A 21518-nucleotide genomic window follows, 5' to 3' on the forward strand; every position below is an offset into this window, starting at 1 on the left:
GATGTAGATCAAAATGATCTACAAAAAGCCCTCCGTAGAGGGCTGATGTTACAATTAAGCAGGCCTGACGCCCAGCGTATGGCATATCGCGTAGCTCATCTCGGCGCGGTTGAGCGTATAGAAATGAAAATCTTTCACCCCTTCGCGGCTTAAAATCTTCACCATGTCCATGGCAATGTTAGCGCCCACCAGCTTACGAGTTTCCGCGTCATCATCCAGGCCATCAAACATCGTCGACATCCAGGAAGGGATGCGCACATTGGTCATGTCAGCGAATTTTTTCGCCTGCTTAAAGTTAGAGACAGGCAGGATACCCGGGATAATTTCCACATCGATACCCGCCGTCACACAGCGGTCACGAAAACGCAGATAACTTTCCACGTCGAAGAAGAACTGGGTGATCGCGCGGTTCGCCCCGGCATCGACTTTACGTTTTAGGTTGAGCAGATCGGCCTGGGCGCTTTTCGCTTCCGGGTGTACTTCCGGGTAGGCCGCAACAGAGATATCAAAGTCAGCCACCTCTTTGAGTAACCCAACCAGATCGGTTGCATACATATCCGGCTTACCGCCGCCTGGCGGCAGGTCACCGCGCAGGGCAACAATATGGCGAATACCGTTGTTCCAGTAATCCTGAGCAATGGTACGCAGCTCATCGCGAGTGGCATCAATACAGGTCAGATGCGGAGCAGCTTCAAGGCCGGTACGATCCTTAATCCCTTTAATGATGCTGTGCGTGCGGTCACGCTCACCGGAGTTTGCGCCGTAGGTTACGGAGACAAACTTAGGCTTCAGACTGCTCAGGCGATCGATTGAGTTCCACAGTGTTTGCTCCATTTCACTGGTGCGCGGCGGGAAAAACTCAAACGAAACGTTAATCTGACCCTGGACTTCAGCCAGGCTCTGATTCAGGGCTTCCCGCTGGTTGGCGTGAAAAAAGCTCATACCTTACCTCATCAATCTTTTGTCGTTATATGTTGTGTTGTGAACTGCTATACGTTTAGACGTCTAGATGTAAAAATGACGGAAAAGCACAGTAACGTCAACATAAAAATCATCGTTAAAGGTGAGGAATACTCAGTGAAGATGAAAATAATTCACTTTAGCGTGCAGACAGAAGAGATTCCGATAGCACCGAGGGAAGCCATTGCAGGCGAGATTCTTGTTCAGGCGATAATACCAACCCGGCAGTAATACACAATTCCGTGCCGTATAGAGGACGAAAAACCACGCCCTGCCGCTGGATAGCGGAAAATGACGCAGGAAACAGACTTACACCATCACCACGGGCAATACGTGCCAGCAAAACGTCATGTTCCAGTGGTTCTTCTATGCAGGCAGGTGAGTAACCTGCACGACGGAAAATAACCCGCGTGTAGTCGAAGAAGGCCGGGTTACGCTCACGCTTAAACCAGAATAGAGGGCGCTCGCTGAGCGTGGTTAGCGTCAGCGAATCTGCTTCTGCTTCCGACCAGTGAGCAGGTAAGGCAGCAATCAACGGTTCTTGCCAGACTAGCGGGATCACGGTGAGCCCGGATGTCTCCAGCGGCAACGCCACAATAGCCGCGTCCAGTTTTCCACGTCGCACCTGGCGCACCAACTCCGGCGAGCCGTGACGCACAATATTCAACACCTCAACGCACGTCACAAGCCGGCTTTCCAGCGAGGAAAAAACACCTTGCTCAAATGCAGTGGTCAGCCCAATGCGCAGCGACTGTGTGCCAGTTTGCGCAAGCGTACTCAACGCGGCATAGGTTTTATCCTGCAGCGCCAGCAGCGGGCGGATAATCTCCAGCACGCGTAGCCCTTCATCCGTGAGCGTCAGTCCTTTGGTATGACGTACAAAAAGCGTCACCCCCAGCCGGTCTTCAAGCTGGCGAATATGGCGGCTGAGCGGTGGCTGCGACATAAACAAGCGCTGTGCCGCACGGCTCATATTGTTCTCTTGCGCCACCACCGCAAAGTAGCGCAGCAGGCGAATATCCAAAGAGTGAAGCGGCGAAGTTGTCATACCGAAAAGGTATCACGGAATCGGTATTATCCAAATCATTCTACGCCCCCTATGCTCTCGTCATACCGTAATCAACGAGGGAATTATCATGCATTCAGAACGCTTTATTACCGGTCAAAAAATGTTGCAACAGGTCGATGGTAAAGGGGGCGACGCCGTCATTGAGAGCCTGAAAGAGATTGCGCCAGACTTCGCCCGCTACCTGATCGAGTTTCCTTTTGGCGATATCTACTCGCGTCCAGGGCTGGATTTACGCAGTAGAGAAATTGCCACCGTCGCCGCACTTACAGCACTGGGTAACGCCGCACCGCAGCTAAAGGTGCACATTGCCGCCGCGCTGCACGTGGGGTTAACACAAGAGGAGATAATTGAAGTGATTACGCAGATGGCAGTATATGCAGGCTTTCCTGCTGCGCTGAACGGGCTGTTTGCGGCAAAAGAGGTGTTTTCCACCTGTCAGAATTAAGGCGACAGGCCAGCAGATGCTCTGCTGGCCTGAGTACATTTATGGCTTCACATCTTCCACACGCATGCCTTTCAGTTGCTCATCCGTAAGCGTGTTCCCCGCTTTGAAATAGTCAACGACGGCATTAGAGACGTAGTAACCACCGGATGTATTACGCGCTTTACCTTCGGTAAATGCCGTAAAACCATCACCTCCATCCGCCAGGAAACTATTGGTGGCAATATGATAAACAGTGGCGTCCTCAATCGGTTTGCCGTTTAACGTTAATACGGTAACCCGCTGGCCGACCGGTTTACTGCTGTCATACTTCATCTCCAGTCCTTTGGATACCTGCAACACACCATTGCTTAAGCCCGCACCGTGCTCCATCAAACTACGCAGTTGCTTACCGCTGAGATCCATCGTTGCCAACTCATTCGGGAACGGGAAAGTACTAATGACCGCGCCCATGGTGATGGCACCCGCCGGGATTTCATTGCGGATGCCGCCTGAGTTAGTTAGCGCTAACTGGGTATCTTTACCTGCCGCCACCAGCAGCGCATCCGCCGCCAGATTCCCCAGCGAGGAGGATTCGCCATAAGCACGCGTCAACTCAACCGGTGTATTTGCGACCGTTTGCTGTACGACCTTATCGAGCTGTTTATTCCATCCATCAATGACCGCTTTCGTCTGCGGATCGGGCTGCCACTCATCAGCAAAAATAGTCTTCAGCTCAAAGTTTTTCACGGTAAATTGATGCGGTTTATTCTGATAATCCAGCACCAATTTACCCACATCAATACCGCCACTGTCGGTAGAGAGGATCAGGGTATTGCCCACCTTAATCGGCTCCGGCGTCCCAACATGCGCATGTCCGGTAATAAGAATATCTAACCCTTTCACCTGACCTGCAGTCTGAATATCTTTATCCAGCGCGCGCCGTACATCAGTGCTCCCCTGGCTGGACTGACGCGCAGGCGTACCTTCGTGGATCAGTGCTACGGTCAGATCAACCTTTCCTTTCAGCTCATCAATATAGCGTTGCAGCCACTTCACTTCATTCCGCGCTTCAATACCTACACGCGTCGACGCGGAAACCGTGTCATCAAAGGCAAACACGCCGTGCAGACCAATAACGCCAATCTTCACACCATCTTTTTCAATAATGGTGTAAGGCTTATCCCAGAACATTTTGCGGCTGTTCTGGTAAAAGATATTGCCCTGCACAATCGGGAACTTCGCCTGACTCAACTGCAATAGCGTATTGTCCCAGCCATGATCGAACTCATGGTTGCCCATAGTGACAGCATCGAAATTCATGGTGTTCATGATATCGATAATCGCCTTCCCCTTGGTCAGGCTGCTGATATATGGCCCGGTAAAATAGTCGCCAGCATCAAAAAACCAGGTGGCGCTATTTTTCGCTTTCTCCTGTTTTACCATCGTCGTGATATTGGCCCAACCGCCAATATCGCGTGCGCCATTGGCTATCCACGGCACTTTATACGGTTCGACATGGGCATGGAGATCGTTGGTATAGATAATCGTGACATCTTTGGCACTCGCCCAGAGCGGCAAAGAGACCAGAACACCGACAGCAAGCATTTTTAACTTCATAATCAATCCCTTTCAGTCATATAAAGAATCGCTACGTTACTTTCTGAAAGGTTTTTTTATGTGAGAAAACTCACATCCATCGGTGATAGTTGCGAGCCAGAATCAACGACCATTAATAATCGTTGGTAACAGGATGACGTCACTGTTCACTATCAATTGCTGCAAGTCCTTTGGCTGCCAAAATCTGGGGCTGGCGAGCTCAGCAGATTACAGCTGGCCAGAGTATCGACTGGGTTATGCCGCACTGCATTGCCGGGCATGCGGCAGCCTTCCACCGCTGTTTGATGAGGAACAGTTCCGTTGCTGGTTGTCGGCATATTTAGCGGATTTTGCAGCCAATCGTGGTCAGTTTTGCCCATGTTGCTACCAGCGAGAAATCATCCGCTATGGGTATAATCCCCAGGGCAGCCATCGAGTTCAGTGCCGAAACTGCAAAAAGGTCTGGACACCAAAACAGCAGCCGCCCACCGACATCGTTCCGCCAGAACAAATAGCAACGATCCCCCTGCTCGTCCCTTTTCAGGGTGTTAGCGCAGATCAGCAGCTCTATGTATTACTCAGTTTTGACGCTATTCGCGGCAATATTCTGCATATTTCCAGCAACTTCACACCACACATTGTCGGCGTTTCATTGCTTTACCGCTGGCGTGGCAGCGCGGAGCCAAAAGTCATTCATGACGATATTGTTGAGCGAGTGAGTCAGCGAGAAACCCTGTTTTTACGCCGTAGCCAGTTTGACGAAACTCAGTACGGCAGCGCGATGCTCAAACGGAACGCCAGTGGCGCTATTTTGCGCCCAGTAATTTCCGCACACGGGCATTTCCGCCTACTGAGCCATCTGTGGCCAGAGGTAAAAACCCATATTATTGCCCACGAATGCTTCCTGCGCGGCGCAGCGATTACCGCATGGGCGGAACAGTTTCGCCATCACCGCGCTTCGCTGTGGTTTATTGATGAAGAAATGAATCACGATAAGCGCACGCTGTCCTGGCAATTGCTGGGCAAAACATATCAGGGATGGTGGCAAAACCAGTGGCAAATTTGGCAACGAGGCGATACGCGTAAAATGGTGTGTTTGTTAACGCAAGGGCGGGTTGAAGAAGGCGCGTCTATAACTCTGGCAGCATGCCATCATTTTCTCGCCTGGTTGCGGCAACAGACGGAATTTCAGCAAAGCACCCGTTACTCTGCCCATTCGGTGTTTCAGACGATAAGGACGCTGGTAGATCAATACAACGCCCTGATCACCCAGCGCGATTTGCCCGGTGGCGCTGCCGCTTATCGGGCCTACGGTTCATGAAATATGTAGGCCGGATAAGCGTAAGCGCCATCCGGCAACGCAAACTACAGCAGCTGCGCCAAACGGTTGATGTCTGACTGAATAGCTCCGGCGGTGACGTCACGACCTGCGCCCGGTCCACGGATAACCAGCGGGTTATCGCGATACCAGCGGCTTTCTATAGCGAACACGTTATCGCACGGCAGCAGCGCCGCCAGCGGATGTTCAGGACGGACCGCTTCCACCCCCACACGCGCTTTGCCGTTGGCATCGAAACGCGCTACGTAGCGCAGTACCAGCCCCATTTCACGGGCGGCCTCCAGGCGCTGAACCATCTGCTCATTCAGCTCATCGCCATTTTCAAAGAAATGGTCAATAGAGCCTTCTTCACAGTGCGCAGGCACCAGTGACTCCACGCGAACCTGGTCCGGTTCGATGTCGTACCCCGCTTCACGCGCCAGGATCACCAGCTTGCGCATCACATCTTTACCAGAAAGGTCAACGCGCGGGTCAGGTTCAGTCAGCCCCTGCTGCCACGCCTGATCCACCAGATCAGTGAACGGGACTGAACCGTCAAATTGCAGGAACAGCCACGACAGCGTGCCGGAGAAGATCCCGCTGATCGACAAAATGGTGTCTCCGCTGTCAATCAGATCCCGAACGGTATGATTGATTGGCAATCCGGCACCGACAGTGGCGTTATACAGCCAGTGACGACCAGTTTTCTCGAAGGCGTCGTGGATTTGGCGATACTTATTACTGGTGCTTGCACCCGCCAGTTTATTGGCGCTGATCACGTGAAAACCGTGGCTGGCGAAATCCAGATACTGATCCGCCAGTTGTTCGCTGGCGGTGACATCCAGCACGACTAAATCGTCATACGGATGGGCACGCATCCATAAAAACAGGGACTCTTCATCCTGTTCCACCGCTTCATCATCAAAAAATGCCAACGCGCGGCTGGCATCCAGCCCTTCGTAGTTCAGCAGGCTACGGCGGCTGTCCACCACGCCTGCCAGTACAAATTCAAAACCGGTACGCGCAGACAGCGTGCTTTGCTCACGAGCAAACAGCTCCAGCCAACGCGAACCAATATTCCCTTTACCAAACAGCACCAGACCGATGCGTTTTTCAGCGCGGAAAATTGACTGGTGCAGACCCTGGATCAAGCTTTCGGTCGGACCCGTACGCAGCACGGCGACCAGGCTAATGCCCTCTTCCGACTGCCAGGTAAACTCAACCGGCTGGCCCTTCAATTGTTGCCAGAAACGGTGGCAGTGCAGCGGATTACGCGTCACGCCAGCGCCCACCATCGCCACCAGCGCCAGGCCCTGACGCAAACGCAGCTCACCCGGCAGGCCTGCTTCATCAAGAATTTTCAGCGCGCCGTCCGCGACTTCGGAGGTATAGCAAAATTGCAGTAGTTGGCGGTCAGGATGTACGCCCACCGCCAGTGGACGCACCTGCGCACGTTTTAAAATCTGGTCGATATCTTTGTAAGCCAGCTTAAAGTCCTGGCCGGAGGGAACCAGGAACTCAATCAGGCAGACGTCGTCATGGCTGGTGACAATGCGCGCTCCAGTACCGGAAGCCAGCACGCGTTCAATGCGCGTTGATCCTTGCTCCGGCGTGTAGCTACAACGCAACTGGAGATCAATATCGCTGCCGGAAACCGGCTGTAAGGTGCGAGCATGGAGAACCGGAGCCGCCAGACGCGCCAGCTCGCTGGCTTCATCAAGGCGTAGCAGCGGCAGCAGACAGGCATCTTTCACTTTACGCGGGTCAGCGCTATATACCCCGGCAACGTCGCTCCAGATGGTCACGCGGGAAACGCCTGCCAGTGCGCCAACCTGGGTCGCGGAGTAGTCAGAGCCGTTACGCCCCAACAGCACCGTTTCGCCCGCATTGCTGCGGCTGATGAATCCGGTCACCACCAGGCGTTTACCCGGATGCTGTGCTAGCAGCTGTTGCAGTAAAGGGTACGAAAGGCCTTCGTCCACCTGTGGTTGAGCACCGCGCTCCGCACGCAAAAACTCACGCGCATCCAGCCAGGAGGATTCCAGCCCCTGCTGGTTAAGTACGGCTGACATCAGACGCGCAGACCACACTTCACCATGCCCCACCACTTCGGCATAGACCGCATCGTTGACGCCGCTGTCGAGTAAACCGGCCAGGCGCTCCAGATCGTTAATGAACGCACCTACCAGCCCATCGGCCACCTCAGGCGGCAGCAAGCCACTAATAAGCTCGCTCTGATAGCGGCGTAACGTCTGCTGAACCTGATGCGCAGAAAGGCGATCGGTCTGGCTTAATTTCAGCCAGCTAATCAACTGGTTAGTGGTACTGCCTGCCGCGGAAACGACCATCATATCGTCAGGATGCGAGTACTCCGCCATAATGCCTGCGACACGCAAATAACATTTCACGTCAGCCAGACTGCTACCACCAAATTTGTGCAGTTGACGACCCTTCGCCCCTGCCTGCGCAATCACACTCATGTTTACCCCTTGTTTGCAGCCCGGAAGCCATTTTCCAGGTCGGCAATTAAATCTTCGCCATCTTCAATACCGGTGGAGATCCGCAGCAGCGTCTCAGAAATGCCGGCAGCAGCACGCGCTTCTGGCGCCATCCCCGCGTGTGTCATAGTCGCAGCGTGGGAGATCAAACTTTCAACGCCCCCCAGTGATTCTGCCAGCGTAAACAATGATAACCCGCCAAGGAAGTCACGCAGCGTTTGCTCATCACCATCCAGTTCAAAACTCAACATCGCGCCAAAGCCTTTTTGCTGGCGCGCGGCAATCTCATGCCCCTGATTATCCGGCAATGACGGGTGATACAATTTTTTCACCAGCGGCTGGGTTTGCAAAAAGTCGACAATCACCTGGGCATTGCGTTGCGCCACCTCCATACGGGGTGACAGCGTACGCAGGCCACGCAATAGCAGATAGCTATCAAATGCACCGCCAGTGACGCCAATATTATTCGCCCACCATGCCAGCTCAGTGACCGTTTCTGGATCTTTTGCAATCACCACGCCAGCCACAACGTCTGAGTGACCATTTAAATATTTCGTGCATGAATGCAACACCAGATCGGCGCCCAATGCCAGTGGATTTTGCAGTGCCGGGCTTAAAAAAGTGTTGTCGACGACGCTTACTGCGCCAGCCTCACGCGTCAGCTGGCAGATTTTCGCAATATCGACCACGCGTAACAGCGGATTACTTGGGCTTTCTATCAGCACCAACTTCGGTTTCTCTGCCAACGCGGCTTTCAACGCCGCTTCATTGCCCTGATCAACAAACAGCACGCGATAACACCCACGCTTCGCCAGGCTGTCAAACAGACGATAGCTACCACCGTAACAGTCGTGTGGCGCCACCAGCAGGTCACCCGGCTTCAGGAATACCGTAGTCACCAGATGAATTGCCGACATACCGGTACTGGTCAGCACCGCGCCCGCACCGCCTTCCAGCTCCGCCAGCGCGCGCTGGACAACATCACGCGTCGGGTTACCGCGACGTGAATAGTCATGGGCGCGAGGCTCATTGAAACCGGTAAAATTATAGGTGCTGGAAAGATGAATTGGCGGGACAACGCAACCGTACTGCTCGTCGTCATTTAATCCGCTACGCACTGCGATGGTGGCCTGTTTACGCGTCATATTGAGGAGATCCTGGCTGAGCTGGTGAATAGTCAGACACCAGAGTAATCATTGTTACAATAGCCGTCAATACATCTGGACATCTAAACTTCTTTGCGTATAGATTGAGCAAACTCGAAATAGCCGTTAAAATTATATGCATTAGCGTACATCTGCGTCGGCTAACTTCGTGTCAGGGCCGCGCCACTACGATAAACTACGCACAATTATGGTCCGGGCTCAGGTTCTGGCCTCAATTTTAATGACAAAGAGGATTAAGTATCTCATGGCTGAATGGAGCGGCGAATATATCAGCCCATACGCTGAGCACGGTAAGAAGAGTGAGCAAGTCAAAAAAATTACGGTTTCCATTCCTCTGAAGGTGTTAAAGATCCTTACCGATGAACGCACGCGTCGTCAGGTGAACAACCTGCGCCACGCCACCAACAGCGAGCTGCTGTGTGAAGCGTTTCTACATGCCTTTACCGGGCAACCGTTACCCAACGATGCCGATCTGCGCAAAGAGCGCAGTGATGAAATTCCGGAAGAGGCTAAGGTAATTATGCGTGAACTGGGGATCGACCCGGAAACGTGGGAATACTGATAGCTAAAACGGTGGTTGACGTTTAGAAAGATGAGAAAAGGCAGGATTACTCCCGCCTTTTCTCGCCCCATCCATGTTAACGCATAGCACGCACTATCGAGCGTCATGCATTCACAATGCTTACTTGCTAATACCATTGAGTTTATTCAATGTTTCTTCCATTTTAAGCGTTTCTTTACGGTTCAACGGATAGAAATAAATCAGCACGACTGCCGCTAAAAACAGGCATAAAGCCGGCAAAAGATTCGCCATCGTATAAATATTTTCCTGCACAATGCTGGTTTGCACCGCCCCCCCCGTTGACGAGGATTGATAACCAATGATCGCCAGCATAAAACCGCCAATAGCCCCTGCACACGCCTGACCAATCTTGCGAGCAAAGAAGTTCACACCATAAACGGTGCCATCCTCACGATCGCCAGTGACATACTGGTGATAGTCACAAACATCAGTCATAAACGCCCAAATCATTAGGTTGAATAACCCCGCCCCCAGCGTCGCCAGGAACAAGAAAACCAAATAGACTTTCGGGTCGGTAATATGGATGAAGTACATCATCACATACATAACTACTGAAAAGAGCAGCGCGCCTACGCTGGCTTCTTTCTTACCAAATCGCTTAGTCAGCCAGGATGCCGAGGGCGCCAGCAAAATCAGAGAGCCAAAGGTAAACAGCAACGCCACAGACATCGCCTCTTTATTGTGGAAATAGTCATTAAACAGGTAGGTCATATTGGTGCCGGAAAGCCCCTGATTAATCACGATCAGCAGATCCACCACAACCAGAACAATCAGGGCTTTATTGCGTATCAACCCTTTCAGAAGCACCGACACGGGCATGCTATCTTTTCTCTCCACCCGCACGCGTTCCGTCGTTAACTGGCAGGTCAACGTTAAAAAGATAAAGCCCAGTATTGCGCAACCAATGGCGATCCAGAAGAAGTGCTGCCCGGAAATCACCTGGCTTCCGTCCACCAGAGTGGTGTACATCAGGATAGGAATAAAAAAGCCGGTTGCCCCGCCACCGATTGCTGACCCAACGCTACGCCAGGTTGAGAGCGATACGCGATCTTCCGGGTTAGAGCTAATCGCCGCAGACATGGCACCATAAGGAATACTCACGGTCGATAACAGGGAACCGTAAATAAAATAGGAGCCGCAAATGTAGATAATTTTCGCCGTATACGAAAAATCTTGTACAAACGGCAGGAACAGAACAACCGCAATGATACAGAACGGATACTTCATGCGGCGTACCCAGGGGTTAAAACGCCCATGTACCGTCAGTTTAGACGTATCACATAAGCGCCCTACGCCAACATCGACAAACGCATCAAAGAGTTTGGTCACAAAATACAGTGAGCCGACAATAACGCCGGAAACACCGAGTACGTTAGTGTAATAAATCATTAAAAAACTATTCACCAACCCAAGAATAAAACAAGTTCCCAGGTCACCACATAAATAACCAACTTTATCTCTGAATCCGAAAGGTCTGACGGCAATATTTTTATTGCTTCCGATCATAGTTCCATCATTAGACATGATGTCAACTCCTTAGATATATTACTCACGCAAATAATGCATACATCCTGATGCTCAGCGTAATAAACTGAGACGAAGAGTATTAGCGATCAGAAATTATAACCAAGACCTACACGATAACGGGTCTGACGATCATCAGTGGTCGTAGTGTTATAACCCGAAGAAACGTTACCGATCTCAACAAACGGAACCCAGGAACCTATTTTATAAGCGACCCGGAAGTTATACTCATAATCTTCGCTTTTGTTGTTATATAAATCTTCACTGTCGGCAATTTTATAAATACCGTTTAGCTCAAACATCCAGTTATTGATGTTATAGCCGACCCAGGCTTCAGGGCGATAGACCATACGATCATCTTTACCATCCGTGTTTCTACGCATGTACTCCTGACGATAACGGAACGCGGTCCACCAGTTGTCATCAATATTATACTGCACGCGAATATAAGGCTTATAAATGGTAATGTTATCGCCTGTTTCAATCGCAATGCCTGGCTGCCAGATAAGCCCCTGAGAGGTAAACTGATAGCTTGCCGTATACTCATTGCCGTTACTTTCCATATTGTTCCACGAATCATTTGATTGCGAATCATCGGAACGAGAAATAGCTTCGACTGCCACACCAAAACCGGTAGCAAAACGGTGAGACATATAAACACGGTCATAGTTACGGCCATCGTCATAATACTCATGGCGGTAATCAACATAACCTGCGTGTGCAGCTGCAGAGAATAATGGAATAAGTAATAATGCGGAGTTTAATTTCATAAACGTCCCTTCCCATAAACAATTAAGGAATTAATCCATATTGTTTTCTAAAAAAGAAAAACAAAATTGGATCTATGAATAATTTTAGATTTCCCAAAAATTGTATTTAAGCAGGAGAGACAAAACCTTTTAAATTTTGCCAGGAATTCAAATTAATGGCAAAGGTGTAAAGATAAAAATGACAAAGATCACCAATAGAAACATTTTATCGATAAAATAAAAACACTGTTTTATTTAATGATTAAGAGTTGCATTCATCGGAAAAATACATGCTTCAGCACTGATTCACAGACACAAAAAAAGCGCCGTAAGGCGCTTTTTTCTGACAGCAAAAAACTTATTTGCTGGTACCCGGTACGCTGAAACGCTTGTTGAAGCGGTCAACACGGCCACCGGTAGCAACATCACGCTGTTTGCCAGTATAGAACGGGTGGCATTTACCGCACACGTCGAGGTTCAGATCGTGACCAACGGTAGAGCGGATTTTCATGACGTTACCGCAAGAGCAGTTTGCAGTAATTTCTTCGTATTTCGGATGAATATCTTTTTTCATGGGGAGAACCTCAGTTAAGGCCGCGTCGCTCTTCCAGCCCTAACGCCAGACACCACGCGATGTTAATTATTCCCCGTCACCTTTCACACTGCTGATGCGTTGCCTGCGTTCACTCACTCTGGTCACATAGCTCACTATGCTCCCAGAGATTCGCCCGCTTGCCGCCTTCCAGCCGCGCGAAACTCTCGGGTAATGGTCAGTATTTGACGCAATCAATTTGCATCAAAGGCGGCGAATCATACAGAAATTAGCCTGCTCATGCAAACTGATCCGCATTCTGCCCTCCACTAATGTGTATACTAACCCGCCAGATTTCAAGCCAGGATGATTCAATGCCCGTTGCGCACGTTGCCTTACCCGTTCCGCTGCCCCGTACCTTTGACTACCTCCTGCCGGAAGGCATGAGCGCCAAAGCCGGGTGTCGCGTGCGTGTGCCCTTTGGCAAACAGCAGGAACGCGTCGGTATTGTCCTGTCGGTCAGCGAACACAGCGAACTGCCGCGGAGCGAATTAAAAGCCGTCATTGAGGTGCTGGACAGCGAACCGGTCTATTCGACCTCCGTCTGGCGCTTACTACTGTGGGCTGCTGATTATTACCATCACCCAATTGGCGACGTGCTATTTCATGCCCTGCCGATTCTGCTGCGTCAGGGTCGCCCCGCCACCAATACGCCAATGTGGTACTGGTTCGCCACCGAAGAAGGCCAGGTTACTGACCTTAATGGCCTGAAGCGCTCGCCAAAACAGCAGCAGGCGCTGGCGGCGCTGCGACAGGGAAAAATCTGGCGTGACCAGGTGGCCGACCTCGAATTTAACGATGCCGCATTGCAGGCACTACGTAAAAAAGGCCTGTGCTCCCTGGCAAGCGAAACACCAGAATTTAGCGACTGGCGCACGCATTACGCCGTCTCTGGCGAGCGTTTAAGACTAAATACCGAACAGGCCACCGCCGTCGGTGCGATTCACAGCGCATCAGACAGTTTTAGCGCCTGGCTGCTCGCTGGCGTCACCGGCTCTGGTAAAACAGAGGTCTATTTAAGCGTGCTGGAAAATGTCCTCGCCCAGGGCAAGCAGGCGCTGGTAATGGTGCCGGAGATTGGCCTGACGCCGCAAACCATCGCCCGTTTTCGCGAGCGCTTCAATGCCCCGGTCGAAGTCCTGCACTCCGGTTTAAATGACAGCGAGCGTCTTTCCACATGGCTAAAAGCGAAAAACGGTGAAGCGGCAATAGTCATCGGTACCCGCTCATCGCTGTTTACGCCGTTTAAAAACCTCGGCGTGATTGTCATCGACGAAGAACACGACAGCTCCTATAAACAGCAGGAAGGCTGGCGCTATCACGCTCGCGACCTGGCGGTTTACCGTGCGCACAGCGAGCAAATCCCGATTATTTTGGGTTCGGCGACACCGGCGCTGGAAACGCTGTGCAACGTGCGGCAAAAAAAATACCGCATGCTGCGCCTGACACGCCGCGCCGGAAACGCCCGTCCCGCGACGCAGCACGTGCTGGATCTGAAAGGTCAGCAGGTACAGGCCGGACTGGCCCCGGCGTTGCTCGCCCGCATGCGTCAGCATCTGCAGGCCGATAATCAGGTTATCTTGTTTCTTAATCGCCGGGGTTTTGCCCCCGCGTTGCTGTGTCATGACTGCGGCTGGATTGCCGAATGCCCACGCTGCGATCACTACTACACGCTACATCAGGCGCAGCATCATCTGCGCTGCCACCACTGCGACAGCCAGCGCCCGATACCGCGTCAGTGCCCGTCCTGCGGCTCTACACACATGGTACCGATAGGGCTCGGCACCGAACAGCTCGAACAAGCCTTAGCGCCGTTCTTCCCCGGCGTGCCGATTTCACGCATCGATCGCGACACCACCAGCCGTAAAGGAGCGCTGGAACAGCATCTGGCGGAAGTCCATCGCGGGGGGGCGCGCATTCTTATCGGCACGCAAATGCTGGCGAAAGGCCACCACTTCCCTGACGTCACGCTGGTGGCGCTGCTGGATGTGGACGGGGCATTATTCTCCGCTGACTTCCGTTCCGCAGAGCGCTTTGCCCAGCTCTACACCCAGGTATCCGGGCGCGCAGGACGTGCCGGGAAACAGGGGGAAGTGGTACTGCAAACGCATCATCCTGAACATCCTTTGCTGCAAACCTTGCTGCATAAAGGCTACGATGCCTTTGCTGAGCAGGCGCTGGCCGAGCGGCAAACATTGCAGCTTCCGCCGTGGACCAGCCACGTCATCGTGCGGGCAGAAGATCACAACAACCAGCAGGCACCGCTTTTTTTACAACAGCTGCGCAATCTGATTCAGGCCAGCCCGCTGGCTGACGATAAGCTGTGGGTGTTAGGTCCGGTTCCGGCACTGGCGCCCAAGCGTGGCGGCCGCTATCGTTGGCAAATCTTGTTGCAGCATCCGTCACGCATTCGCCTGCAGCATATCGTCAGCGGCACGCTGGCGTTGATCAATACCCTACCCGATGCACGCAAGGTCAAATGGGTACTGGATGTCGATCCCATTGAGGGATAGCCCCTCATGATGCGAGGCGGATCGTAAAATTAAATATCCATCACACTTTTTATGAAAATTCTGTAACTGCTTCTATTCACTATCTGATAAAAATGTTTCAGATGAAGGTTACCCAGGGACAGGTCTGCACCAGCAGTGCCCTGGCGAGGAGAAAGAGTGAAACCGAACAAGCAGGTCACTGCCGCAACGATGAAAGATGTTGCTCTGAAGGCGAAAGTCTCCACAGCTACCGTTTCCCGTGCATTAATGAATCCAGACAAAGTCTCTCAGTCCACCCGTAGCCGGGTTGAGCAGGCCGCCCTGGAAGTGGGATATTTACCGCAGTCGATGGGTCGCAACGTTAAACGTAATGAATCACGTACCATCCTGGTCATTGTCCCGGATATTTGCGATCCCTTTTTTAGCGAAGTCATTCGCGGCATAGAAGTCACCGCCGCCGAGCAGGGTTATTTGGTACTGATCGGCGATTGCGCGCACCAGAACCAGCAGGAAAAGACCTTTCTTAACCTCATTATTACCAAGCAGATCGACGGCATGGTGCTGCTCAGCTCGCGCCTGCCATTCGATGCCAGCGTAGAAGAACAGCGCAATTTACCACCGATGGTGATGTCCAACGAATTCGCGCCAGAGCTGGAACTGCCCACCGTCCACATTGATAACCTCACCGCAGCGTTTAACGCGATGAACTACCTGCTGGAGTTGGGGCATAAACGTATCGGTTGTATCGCCGGACCAGAGGACATGCCGCTGTGCCACTACCGTCTGCAAGGTTACGTTCAGGCATTGCGCCGCAGCGGGATTACGGTCGATCCACATTTTATCGCACGCGGTGATTTTACCTATGAAGCGGGGGCTAACGCGCTAAAACAGCTGCTTGAGCTACCGCACCCGCCGACCGCCGTTTTTTGTCACAGCGACGTCATGGCGCTGGGTGCGCTCTCCTACGCCAAACGCCAGGGATTAAAAGTACCTGACGATCTGTCGATTATTGGTTTTGATAATATTTCACTAACAGAATTTTGTGATCCACCGCTGACAACTGTCGCACAGCCACGTTTCGATATCGGGCGTGAAGCTATGCTGTTACTGCTCGATCAATTGCAAGGGCAAAATGTCAGCAGTGGCTCACGTTTACTGGACTGTGAGCTCATTATTCGGGGTACGACCCGGGCGCTGACGTAAAGTAAAGCGCTTTCGGACTCCCCTGTCTGGTCAAAGGCCCGCCGCTTAAGTAACATGGCGGGCTGACGAACGAATAAATACAGCGAAACGATAGTGGCACAACGAGATTATGTACGTCGCGGCCAACCGGCACCTTCGCGGCGCAAAAAGAGCACCTCACGGAATAAGCAACGCAATACACCCGCGGTTTCACCCGCGATGGTCGCTATTGCTGCAGCCGTACTCGTGACCTTTATCGGTGGTCTGTACTTCATTACGCATCACAAGAAAGAAGAGTCCGAGACGCTGCAAAACCAGAAAGTTACCGGCAATGGCATTCCGCCAAAGCCTGAAGAACGCTGGCGATACATCAAAGAGCTGGAAAGCCGCCAGCCAGGCGTGCGTGCGCCAACCGAACCTTCTGCGGGCGGCGAAGTGCTGAATGCCGATCAGTTGACCAATGAGCAGCGCCAGTTGTTGGCGCAAATGCAGGCTGATATGCGTCAGCAGCCTACCCAGCTCAACGAAGTCCCATGGAATGAACAAACGCCTGAGCAACGCCAGCAAACGCTGCAGCGTCAGCGTCAGGTGCAACAACAGCAGTGGACCAACGCCCAACAGCAGGCCCAGCAGCCACGTCCTCGGGCAACGGAACAGCCTCAGCAGCAGCAAACGCGTACCGCGCAAGCCGCACCGGTACAGCAGCCGCGTCAAACGCAGCCCAAACCGGTGGCCCAACAGCCGTACCAGGATCTGTTGCAAACACCTGCGCACACCGCTACCACTCAGCCGAAGACGCAGCCAGCCGCACCGATTACCGAAGTGCCGAAGCAGACTGCTGAGAAAAAAGATGAGCGCCGCTGGATGGTACAGTGTGGGTCGTTTAAAGGGGCTGAACAGGCAGAAACCGTGCGTGCACAGCTGGCTTTTGAGGGCTTTAACTCCCGCATTACCACCAACAACGGTTGGAATCGCGTGGTCATTGGCCCACTTAAGGGCAAGGAAAACGCTGACAACACCATCAGTCGTTTGAAAGTCGCGGGTCACACAAACTGTATTCGACTGTCTGCCGGGGGTTGAAACCCCCAAAATCCCCCCCATCTATACTTGCATTACGCCCCGTACATCTGCGCGGGGCCTGAATTCCGTATTTGTAACCAAGGGGTCTGCTCGTGACAACAATAGTAAGCGTACGCCGTAACGGCCATGTGGTAATCGCCGGTGATGGTCAGGCCACACTGGGTAACACCGTAATGAAAGGCAACGTGAAAAAAGTCCGCCGTCTGTACAACGACCAAGTCATCGCGGGCTTTGCGGGCGGCACTGCGGATGCATTCACGCTGTTTGAACTGTTTGAACGCAAACTTGAAATGCATCAGGGTCACCTGGTGAAAGCTGCCGTTGAGCTGGCGAAGGACTGGCGTACCGACCGTATGCTGCGCAAACTCGAAGCGCTGCTGGCCGTTGCCGATGAGACTGCATCGCTCATCATCACCGGTAATGGCGATGTCATTCAGCCAGAAAACGATCTGATTGCCATCGGATCCGGCGGTCCCTACGCCCAGGCTGCGGCACGTGCTCTGCTTGAAAACACCGAGCTTGGTGCCCGCGAGATTGCTGAGAAAGCGTTGGATATTGCAGGGGATATCTGCATTTATACCAACCACTTCCATACCATCGAAGAATTGAACTCCAAAGCGTAAGGATCCCCCATGTCTGAAATGACCCCACGCGAAATTGTCAGCGAACTGAACAAACACATCATCGGCCAGGATAACGCCAAGCGTTCCGTGGCGATTGCTCTGCGTAACCGCTGGCGCCGCATGCAGCTTGACGAAGAGCTGCGCCATGAAGTTACGCCAAAAAACATTCTGATGATTGGCCCAACCGGCGTCGGTAAAACCGAAATCGCCCGTCGTCTGGCAAAACTGGCCAACGCACCGTTCATCAAAGTTGAAGCCACGAAATTCACCGAAGTCGGCTATGTTGGTAAAGAAGTTGACTCCATCATTCGCGATCTAACCGATGCAGCCATTAAAATGGTTCGCGTCCAGGCGATCGAGAAAAACCGTTTCCGTGCCGAAGAAATGGCGGAAGAGCGTATTCTCGACGTACTGATCCCACCGGCTAAAAATAACTGGGGACAGTCTGAACAGCCGCAGGAACCTTCTGCTGCGCGTCAGGCATTCCGTAAAAAACTGCGTGAAGGCCAACTGGACGACAAAGAGATTGAAATTGATCTCGCCGCTGCACCGATGGGCGTAGAAATCATGGCGCCTCCTGGCATGGAAGAGATGACCAGCCAGCTGCAGTCCATGTTCCAGAACCTGGGCGGCCAGAAACAAAAACCGCGTAAGCTGAAAATCAAAGAAGCCATGAAGCTGTTGATTGAAGAAGAAGCGGCGAAGCTGGTAAATCCGGAAGAACTGAAGCAAGAGGCTATCGACGCCGTTGAGCAGCACGGGATCGTGTTTATCGACGAAATCGACAAAATCTGTAAGCGCGGTGAATCCTCCGGTCCGGACGTGTCCCGTGAAGGCGTACAGCGCGACCTGCTGCCGCTGGTCGAAGGCTGCACCGTCTCGACCAAGCACGGCATGGTGAAAACAGATCACATTCTGTTTATCGCCTCCGGCGCGTTCCAGGTGGCGAAACCGTCCGACCTGATCCCGGAACTGCAGGGTCGTCTGCCGATTCGTGTAGAATTGCAGGCACTGACCACCAGCGATTTCGAGCGTATCCTGACTGAACCTAACGCCTCCATCACCGTCCAGTACAAAGCGCTGATGGCAACTGAGGGCGTTAATATTGAGTTCACGGAAGATGGCATTAAGCGCATCGCTCAGGCAGCCTGGCAGGTCAACGAAACCACCGAGAACATCGGTGCCCGTCGTCTGCACACCGTGCTTGAGCGTCTGATGGAAGATATTTCCTATGATGCGAGCGATTTAAACGGCCAAAGCATCACAATTGATGCCGAATATGTGAGCAAACATCTGGATGCGCTGGTCGCAGATGAAGATCTGAGCCGTTTTATCCTATAATCGCGTTCAATGCATTTTCATCACTGTTGATGGGGCTGATAAAGCCCCATTTTTATTGGCGCTAAATATGACTGAACAACAACAAATTAGCCGCTCACAAGCCTGGCTGGAAAGTTTACGACCTAAGACCTTACCGCTCGCCTTCGCGGCGATCATCGTCGGTACGGCATTAGCATGGTGGCAAGGGTATTTCGATCCGCTGGTGGCTCTGCTGGCATTGATAACGGCGGGGCTGCTGCAAATCCTGTCCAATCTCGCAAACGACTATGGCGATGCCGTCAAAGGCAGCGACAAGCCTGACCGCATTGGACCGCTACGTGGCATGCAAAAAGGGGTCATTACCCAACAACAGATGAAACGCGCATTGATGGTCACCGTGGCCTTAATCTGTCTGTCCGGCCTGGCGCTGGTGGCAGTCGCCTGCCACACGATGGCTGATTTTGTCGGCTTCCTGGTGCTCGGTGGCCTGTCGATTATCGCGGCGATCACTTATACCGTCGGCAATCGCCCCTATGGCTACATTGGCCTCGGTGATATTTCCGTGCTGGTTTTCTTCGGCTGGCTGAGCGTGATGGGCAGCTGGTATCTGCAGGCCCACACGCTGATCCCCGCACTAATCCTGCCGGCCACCGCCTGCGGTCTGCTGGCTACCGCCGTGCTCAACGTCAATAACCTGCGTGATATCAACAGCGACAGGGAGAACGGTAAAAATACGCTGGTGGTGCGTCTGGGGGCCGTGAATGCACGTCGTTACCATGCCTGCCTGCTGATGGGGACGCTGGTTTGCCTGGCACTGTTTAATCTGTTTTCGCTGCAAAGTCTGTGGGGATGGCTGTTCATCCTGGCCGCTCCGCTGCTGATTAAGCAGGCACGATATGTAATGCGTGAAATGGATCCAGCGGCAATGCGTCCGATGCTGGAACGCACCGTAAAAGCAGCGCTGTTAACTAACCTGCTGTTTGTGGTTGGGATTTTCTTAAGCCAGTGGTCTGTTTAACTGACAAATATCAATTAACAATTGATGATTTTGCCAACAGTACACATAGCGCGATATACTAAAAATTCTCGCAGCAACTGAACGTTGAGCCTATGAAATACGATACATCCGAGCTTTGTGACATCTATCAGGAAGATGTCAACGTCGTGGAACCACTGTTCTCTAACTTTGGGGGACGGTCGTCGTTTGGCGGACAAATCATCACGGTAAAATGTTTCGAGGACAACGGGTTGCTGTACGATCTGCTCGAACAAAATGGCCGTGGTCGTATTCTGCTGGTCGATGGCGGCGGTTCTGTCCGTCGCGCGCTGGTTGATGCCGAACTGGCGCGCCTGGCAGTACAGAACGAATGGGAAGGTCTGGTTATCTACGGGTCAGTACGCCAGGTAGACGATCTGGAAGAACTGGACATCGGCATTCAGGCGATTGCCGCTATTCCGGTAGGTGCCGCAGGTGAAGGTATTGGAGAAAGCGATGTGCGCGTCAACTTCGGTGGCGTAACGTTCTTCTCCGGCGACCACTTGTACGCCGACAATACCGGGATGATCCTCTCCGAAGACCCCCTCGATATCGAGTAATCGAAAAAGGCACCGTAAGGTGCCTTTTTTATGCGTTATCGCCGATCGCCGGATAGCGGCTTACGCCTTATCCGGCCTACACGCAGAGCCGATTACGCGAGAGATTTCGTGTTGTAGCAAGGCGGCAAACGAAGATATCCCCAGGAGCGTAGTAAACTACGTGACTGGGGTAGCTGAGCACAGCCAACGCTGCTACGGCGCGAAAGATAAAGCGTAATTAGACTTCTTCCATACGGCCCAGGAGAGCATGCAGACGATCCTGCCAGCCGTTCTGCTGTTCTTTCAGGCTGTTGTTCTCACGCTCCAGCTCTTCACGCTGCTGCTGTGCGGACTGAACTTCCTGCGACAGTGAGTTATTCTTTTCTTTCAGCTCTTCGATTTCCATCTGCAACAGCGTGATGGTATCAATCGCCTGCTGTACTTTTGCTTCCAGTTTCTCAAACACTTCTAATGACATCGTCATACCTCTCCTGAATTGCAAGGCGTTGATGGATAAAAATCCTCGTCCCGATAACGGTGACGCCTTAATAAAAACGCGCGTTCTCTACTTAGCTCCGATTGTATGAAGCCGCGCCATCCCTGTCCAGCAGCATCCCGCGTAGATTGCGGTTTGCAACACTTTTAATCCTTGTCCTGGCGACAACCCCCTATAACTCAAAAGTGTTAACATATTGGTTAATGAAATGATTCAGCTCACACTAATTATGTATTACAAATACCTCGTTATGGCGCGAAAACGCTCATTT

19 protein-coding genes are annotated in these 21518 nt (G+C 52.4%); 10 read left to right on the forward strand and 9 right to left on the reverse strand.

Translation table 11 applies throughout. The features are described 5' to 3' along the window. Nucleotides 1–54 precede the first annotated feature (54 nt). The gene (gene metF / locus IMQ48_RS16195) at nt 55–942 is read right to left on the reverse strand and encodes a methylenetetrahydrofolate reductase (protein WP_181618112.1); all 888 of its coding nucleotides are present in this window, start codon (nt 940–942) and stop codon (nt 55–57) included. A gap of 157 nt (nt 943–1099) precedes the next feature. After that, nucleotides 1100–2008, reverse strand: coding sequence for a LysR family transcriptional regulator (locus IMQ48_RS16200; RefSeq protein ID WP_196209842.1), 909 nt, complete (start codon nt 2006–2008; stop codon nt 1100–1102). An 88-nt stretch (nt 2009–2096) separates the two neighbouring features. Between IMQ48_RS16200 and IMQ48_RS16205 the strand changes: the two genes are divergently transcribed. Next, nucleotides 2097–2474, forward strand: a complete 378-nt coding sequence (locus tag IMQ48_RS16205; protein ID WP_196209843.1) for a carboxymuconolactone decarboxylase family protein — start codon at nt 2097–2099, stop codon at nt 2472–2474. A gap of 39 nt (nt 2475–2513) precedes the next feature. Here IMQ48_RS16205 and IMQ48_RS16210 read toward each other — a convergent pair whose 3' ends face one another. Next, a complete protein-coding gene (locus IMQ48_RS16210) occupies nt 2514–4070 on the reverse strand; it encodes a bifunctional UDP-sugar hydrolase/5'-nucleotidase (RefSeq protein ID WP_196209844.1) in 1557 nt (518 codons plus the stop codon). A gap of 133 nt (nt 4071–4203) precedes the next feature. On the opposite strand from IMQ48_RS16210, the gene IMQ48_RS16215 reads away from it, so the two are divergent. Then, a complete protein-coding gene (locus IMQ48_RS16215) occupies nt 4204–5370 on the forward strand; it encodes a cytoplasmic protein (RefSeq protein ID WP_196209845.1) in 1167 nt (388 codons plus the stop codon). Nucleotides 5371–5414: 44 nt separating this feature from the next. Here the strand turns inward: IMQ48_RS16215 and metL are convergent, their stop codons facing one another. Next, nucleotides 5415–7847, reverse strand: coding sequence for a bifunctional aspartate kinase/homoserine dehydrogenase II (metL, locus tag IMQ48_RS16220; protein WP_196209846.1), 2433 nt, complete (start codon nt 7845–7847; stop codon nt 5415–5417). A 2-nt stretch (nt 7848–7849) separates the two neighbouring features. After that, the gene (gene metB / locus IMQ48_RS16225) at nt 7850–9010 is read right to left on the reverse strand and encodes a cystathionine gamma-synthase (protein WP_196209847.1); all 1161 of its coding nucleotides are present in this window, start codon (nt 9008–9010) and stop codon (nt 7850–7852) included. A 265-nt stretch (nt 9011–9275) separates the two neighbouring features. Between metB and metJ the strand changes: the two genes are divergently transcribed. Beyond that, nucleotides 9276–9593, forward strand: coding sequence for a met regulon transcriptional regulator MetJ (metJ, locus tag IMQ48_RS16230; RefSeq protein WP_196209848.1), 318 nt, complete (start codon nt 9276–9278; stop codon nt 9591–9593). A 120-nt stretch (nt 9594–9713) separates the two neighbouring features. Here metJ and IMQ48_RS16235 read toward each other — a convergent pair whose 3' ends face one another. From IMQ48_RS16235 to rpmE, 3 genes are all read right to left on the reverse strand, one after another. Continuing rightward, nucleotides 9714–11138 carry an MFS transporter gene (locus tag IMQ48_RS16235; RefSeq protein WP_196209849.1) on the reverse strand — a complete coding sequence of 475 codons (1425 nt, stop codon included), beginning with the start codon at nt 11136–11138 and terminating at the stop codon, nt 9714–9716. A gap of 89 nt (nt 11139–11227) precedes the next feature. Beyond that, the gene (locus IMQ48_RS16240) at nt 11228–11908 is read right to left on the reverse strand and encodes an oligogalacturonate-specific porin KdgM family protein (protein ID WP_196209850.1); all 681 of its coding nucleotides are present in this window, start codon (nt 11906–11908) and stop codon (nt 11228–11230) included. Between the two features lie 337 nt (nt 11909–12245). Continuing rightward, nucleotides 12246–12461 carry a 50S ribosomal protein L31 gene (rpmE, locus tag IMQ48_RS16245; RefSeq protein ID WP_096758811.1) on the reverse strand — a complete coding sequence of 72 codons (216 nt, stop codon included), beginning with the start codon at nt 12459–12461 and terminating at the stop codon, nt 12246–12248. A gap of 332 nt (nt 12462–12793) precedes the next feature. On the opposite strand from rpmE, the gene priA reads away from it, so the two are divergent. The 7 genes from priA (at nt 12794) to rraA (ending at nt 20772) form a co-directional block, all read left to right on the forward strand. Further along, on the forward strand, nt 12794–14992 hold the full coding sequence (gene priA, locus IMQ48_RS16250; RefSeq protein WP_196209851.1) for a primosomal protein N': 2199 nt from the start codon (nt 12794–12796) through the stop codon (nt 14990–14992). 156 nt (nt 14993–15148) lie between these two features. Further along, nucleotides 15149–16174, forward strand: a complete 1026-nt coding sequence (cytR, locus tag IMQ48_RS16255) for a DNA-binding transcriptional regulator CytR (protein WP_196209852.1) — start codon at nt 15149–15151, stop codon at nt 16172–16174. A gap of 93 nt (nt 16175–16267) precedes the next feature. Continuing rightward, nucleotides 16268–17233, forward strand: coding sequence for a cell division protein FtsN (gene ftsN / locus IMQ48_RS16260; RefSeq protein WP_196209853.1), 966 nt, complete (start codon nt 16268–16270; stop codon nt 17231–17233). A gap of 92 nt (nt 17234–17325) precedes the next feature. Continuing rightward, on the forward strand, nt 17326–17856 hold the full coding sequence (hslV, locus tag IMQ48_RS16265) for an ATP-dependent protease subunit HslV (protein ID WP_196209854.1): 531 nt from the start codon (nt 17326–17328) through the stop codon (nt 17854–17856). 9 nt (nt 17857–17865) lie between these two features. Next, nucleotides 17866–19197 carry an HslU--HslV peptidase ATPase subunit gene (hslU, locus tag IMQ48_RS16270; RefSeq protein WP_196209855.1) on the forward strand — a complete coding sequence of 444 codons (1332 nt, stop codon included), beginning with the start codon at nt 17866–17868 and terminating at the stop codon, nt 19195–19197. A 67-nt stretch (nt 19198–19264) separates the two neighbouring features. After that, nucleotides 19265–20194: a 1,4-dihydroxy-2-naphthoate polyprenyltransferase gene (gene menA, locus IMQ48_RS16275; protein ID WP_117343660.1), complete on the forward strand. Its 930-nt coding sequence runs from the start codon at nt 19265–19267 to the stop codon at nt 20192–20194. Nucleotides 20195–20286: 92 nt separating this feature from the next. Further along, complete coding sequence (rraA, locus tag IMQ48_RS16280) at nt 20287–20772, forward strand: ribonuclease E activity regulator RraA (RefSeq protein WP_096758819.1); 486 nt, start codon at nt 20287–20289, stop codon at nt 20770–20772. Nucleotides 20773–20989: 217 nt separating this feature from the next. On the opposite strand, the gene zapB is transcribed toward rraA, so the two are convergent. Next, on the reverse strand, nt 20990–21235 hold the full coding sequence (gene zapB, locus IMQ48_RS16285; protein ID WP_005121725.1) for a septal ring assembly protein ZapB: 246 nt from the start codon (nt 21233–21235) through the stop codon (nt 20990–20992). Nucleotides 21236–21518 lie beyond the last annotated feature (283 nt).

Source organism: Citrobacter sp. Res13-Sevr-PEB04-36, from assembly GCF_015672735.1.
GTDB lineage: Bacteria > Pseudomonadota > Gammaproteobacteria > Enterobacterales > Enterobacteriaceae > Citrobacter.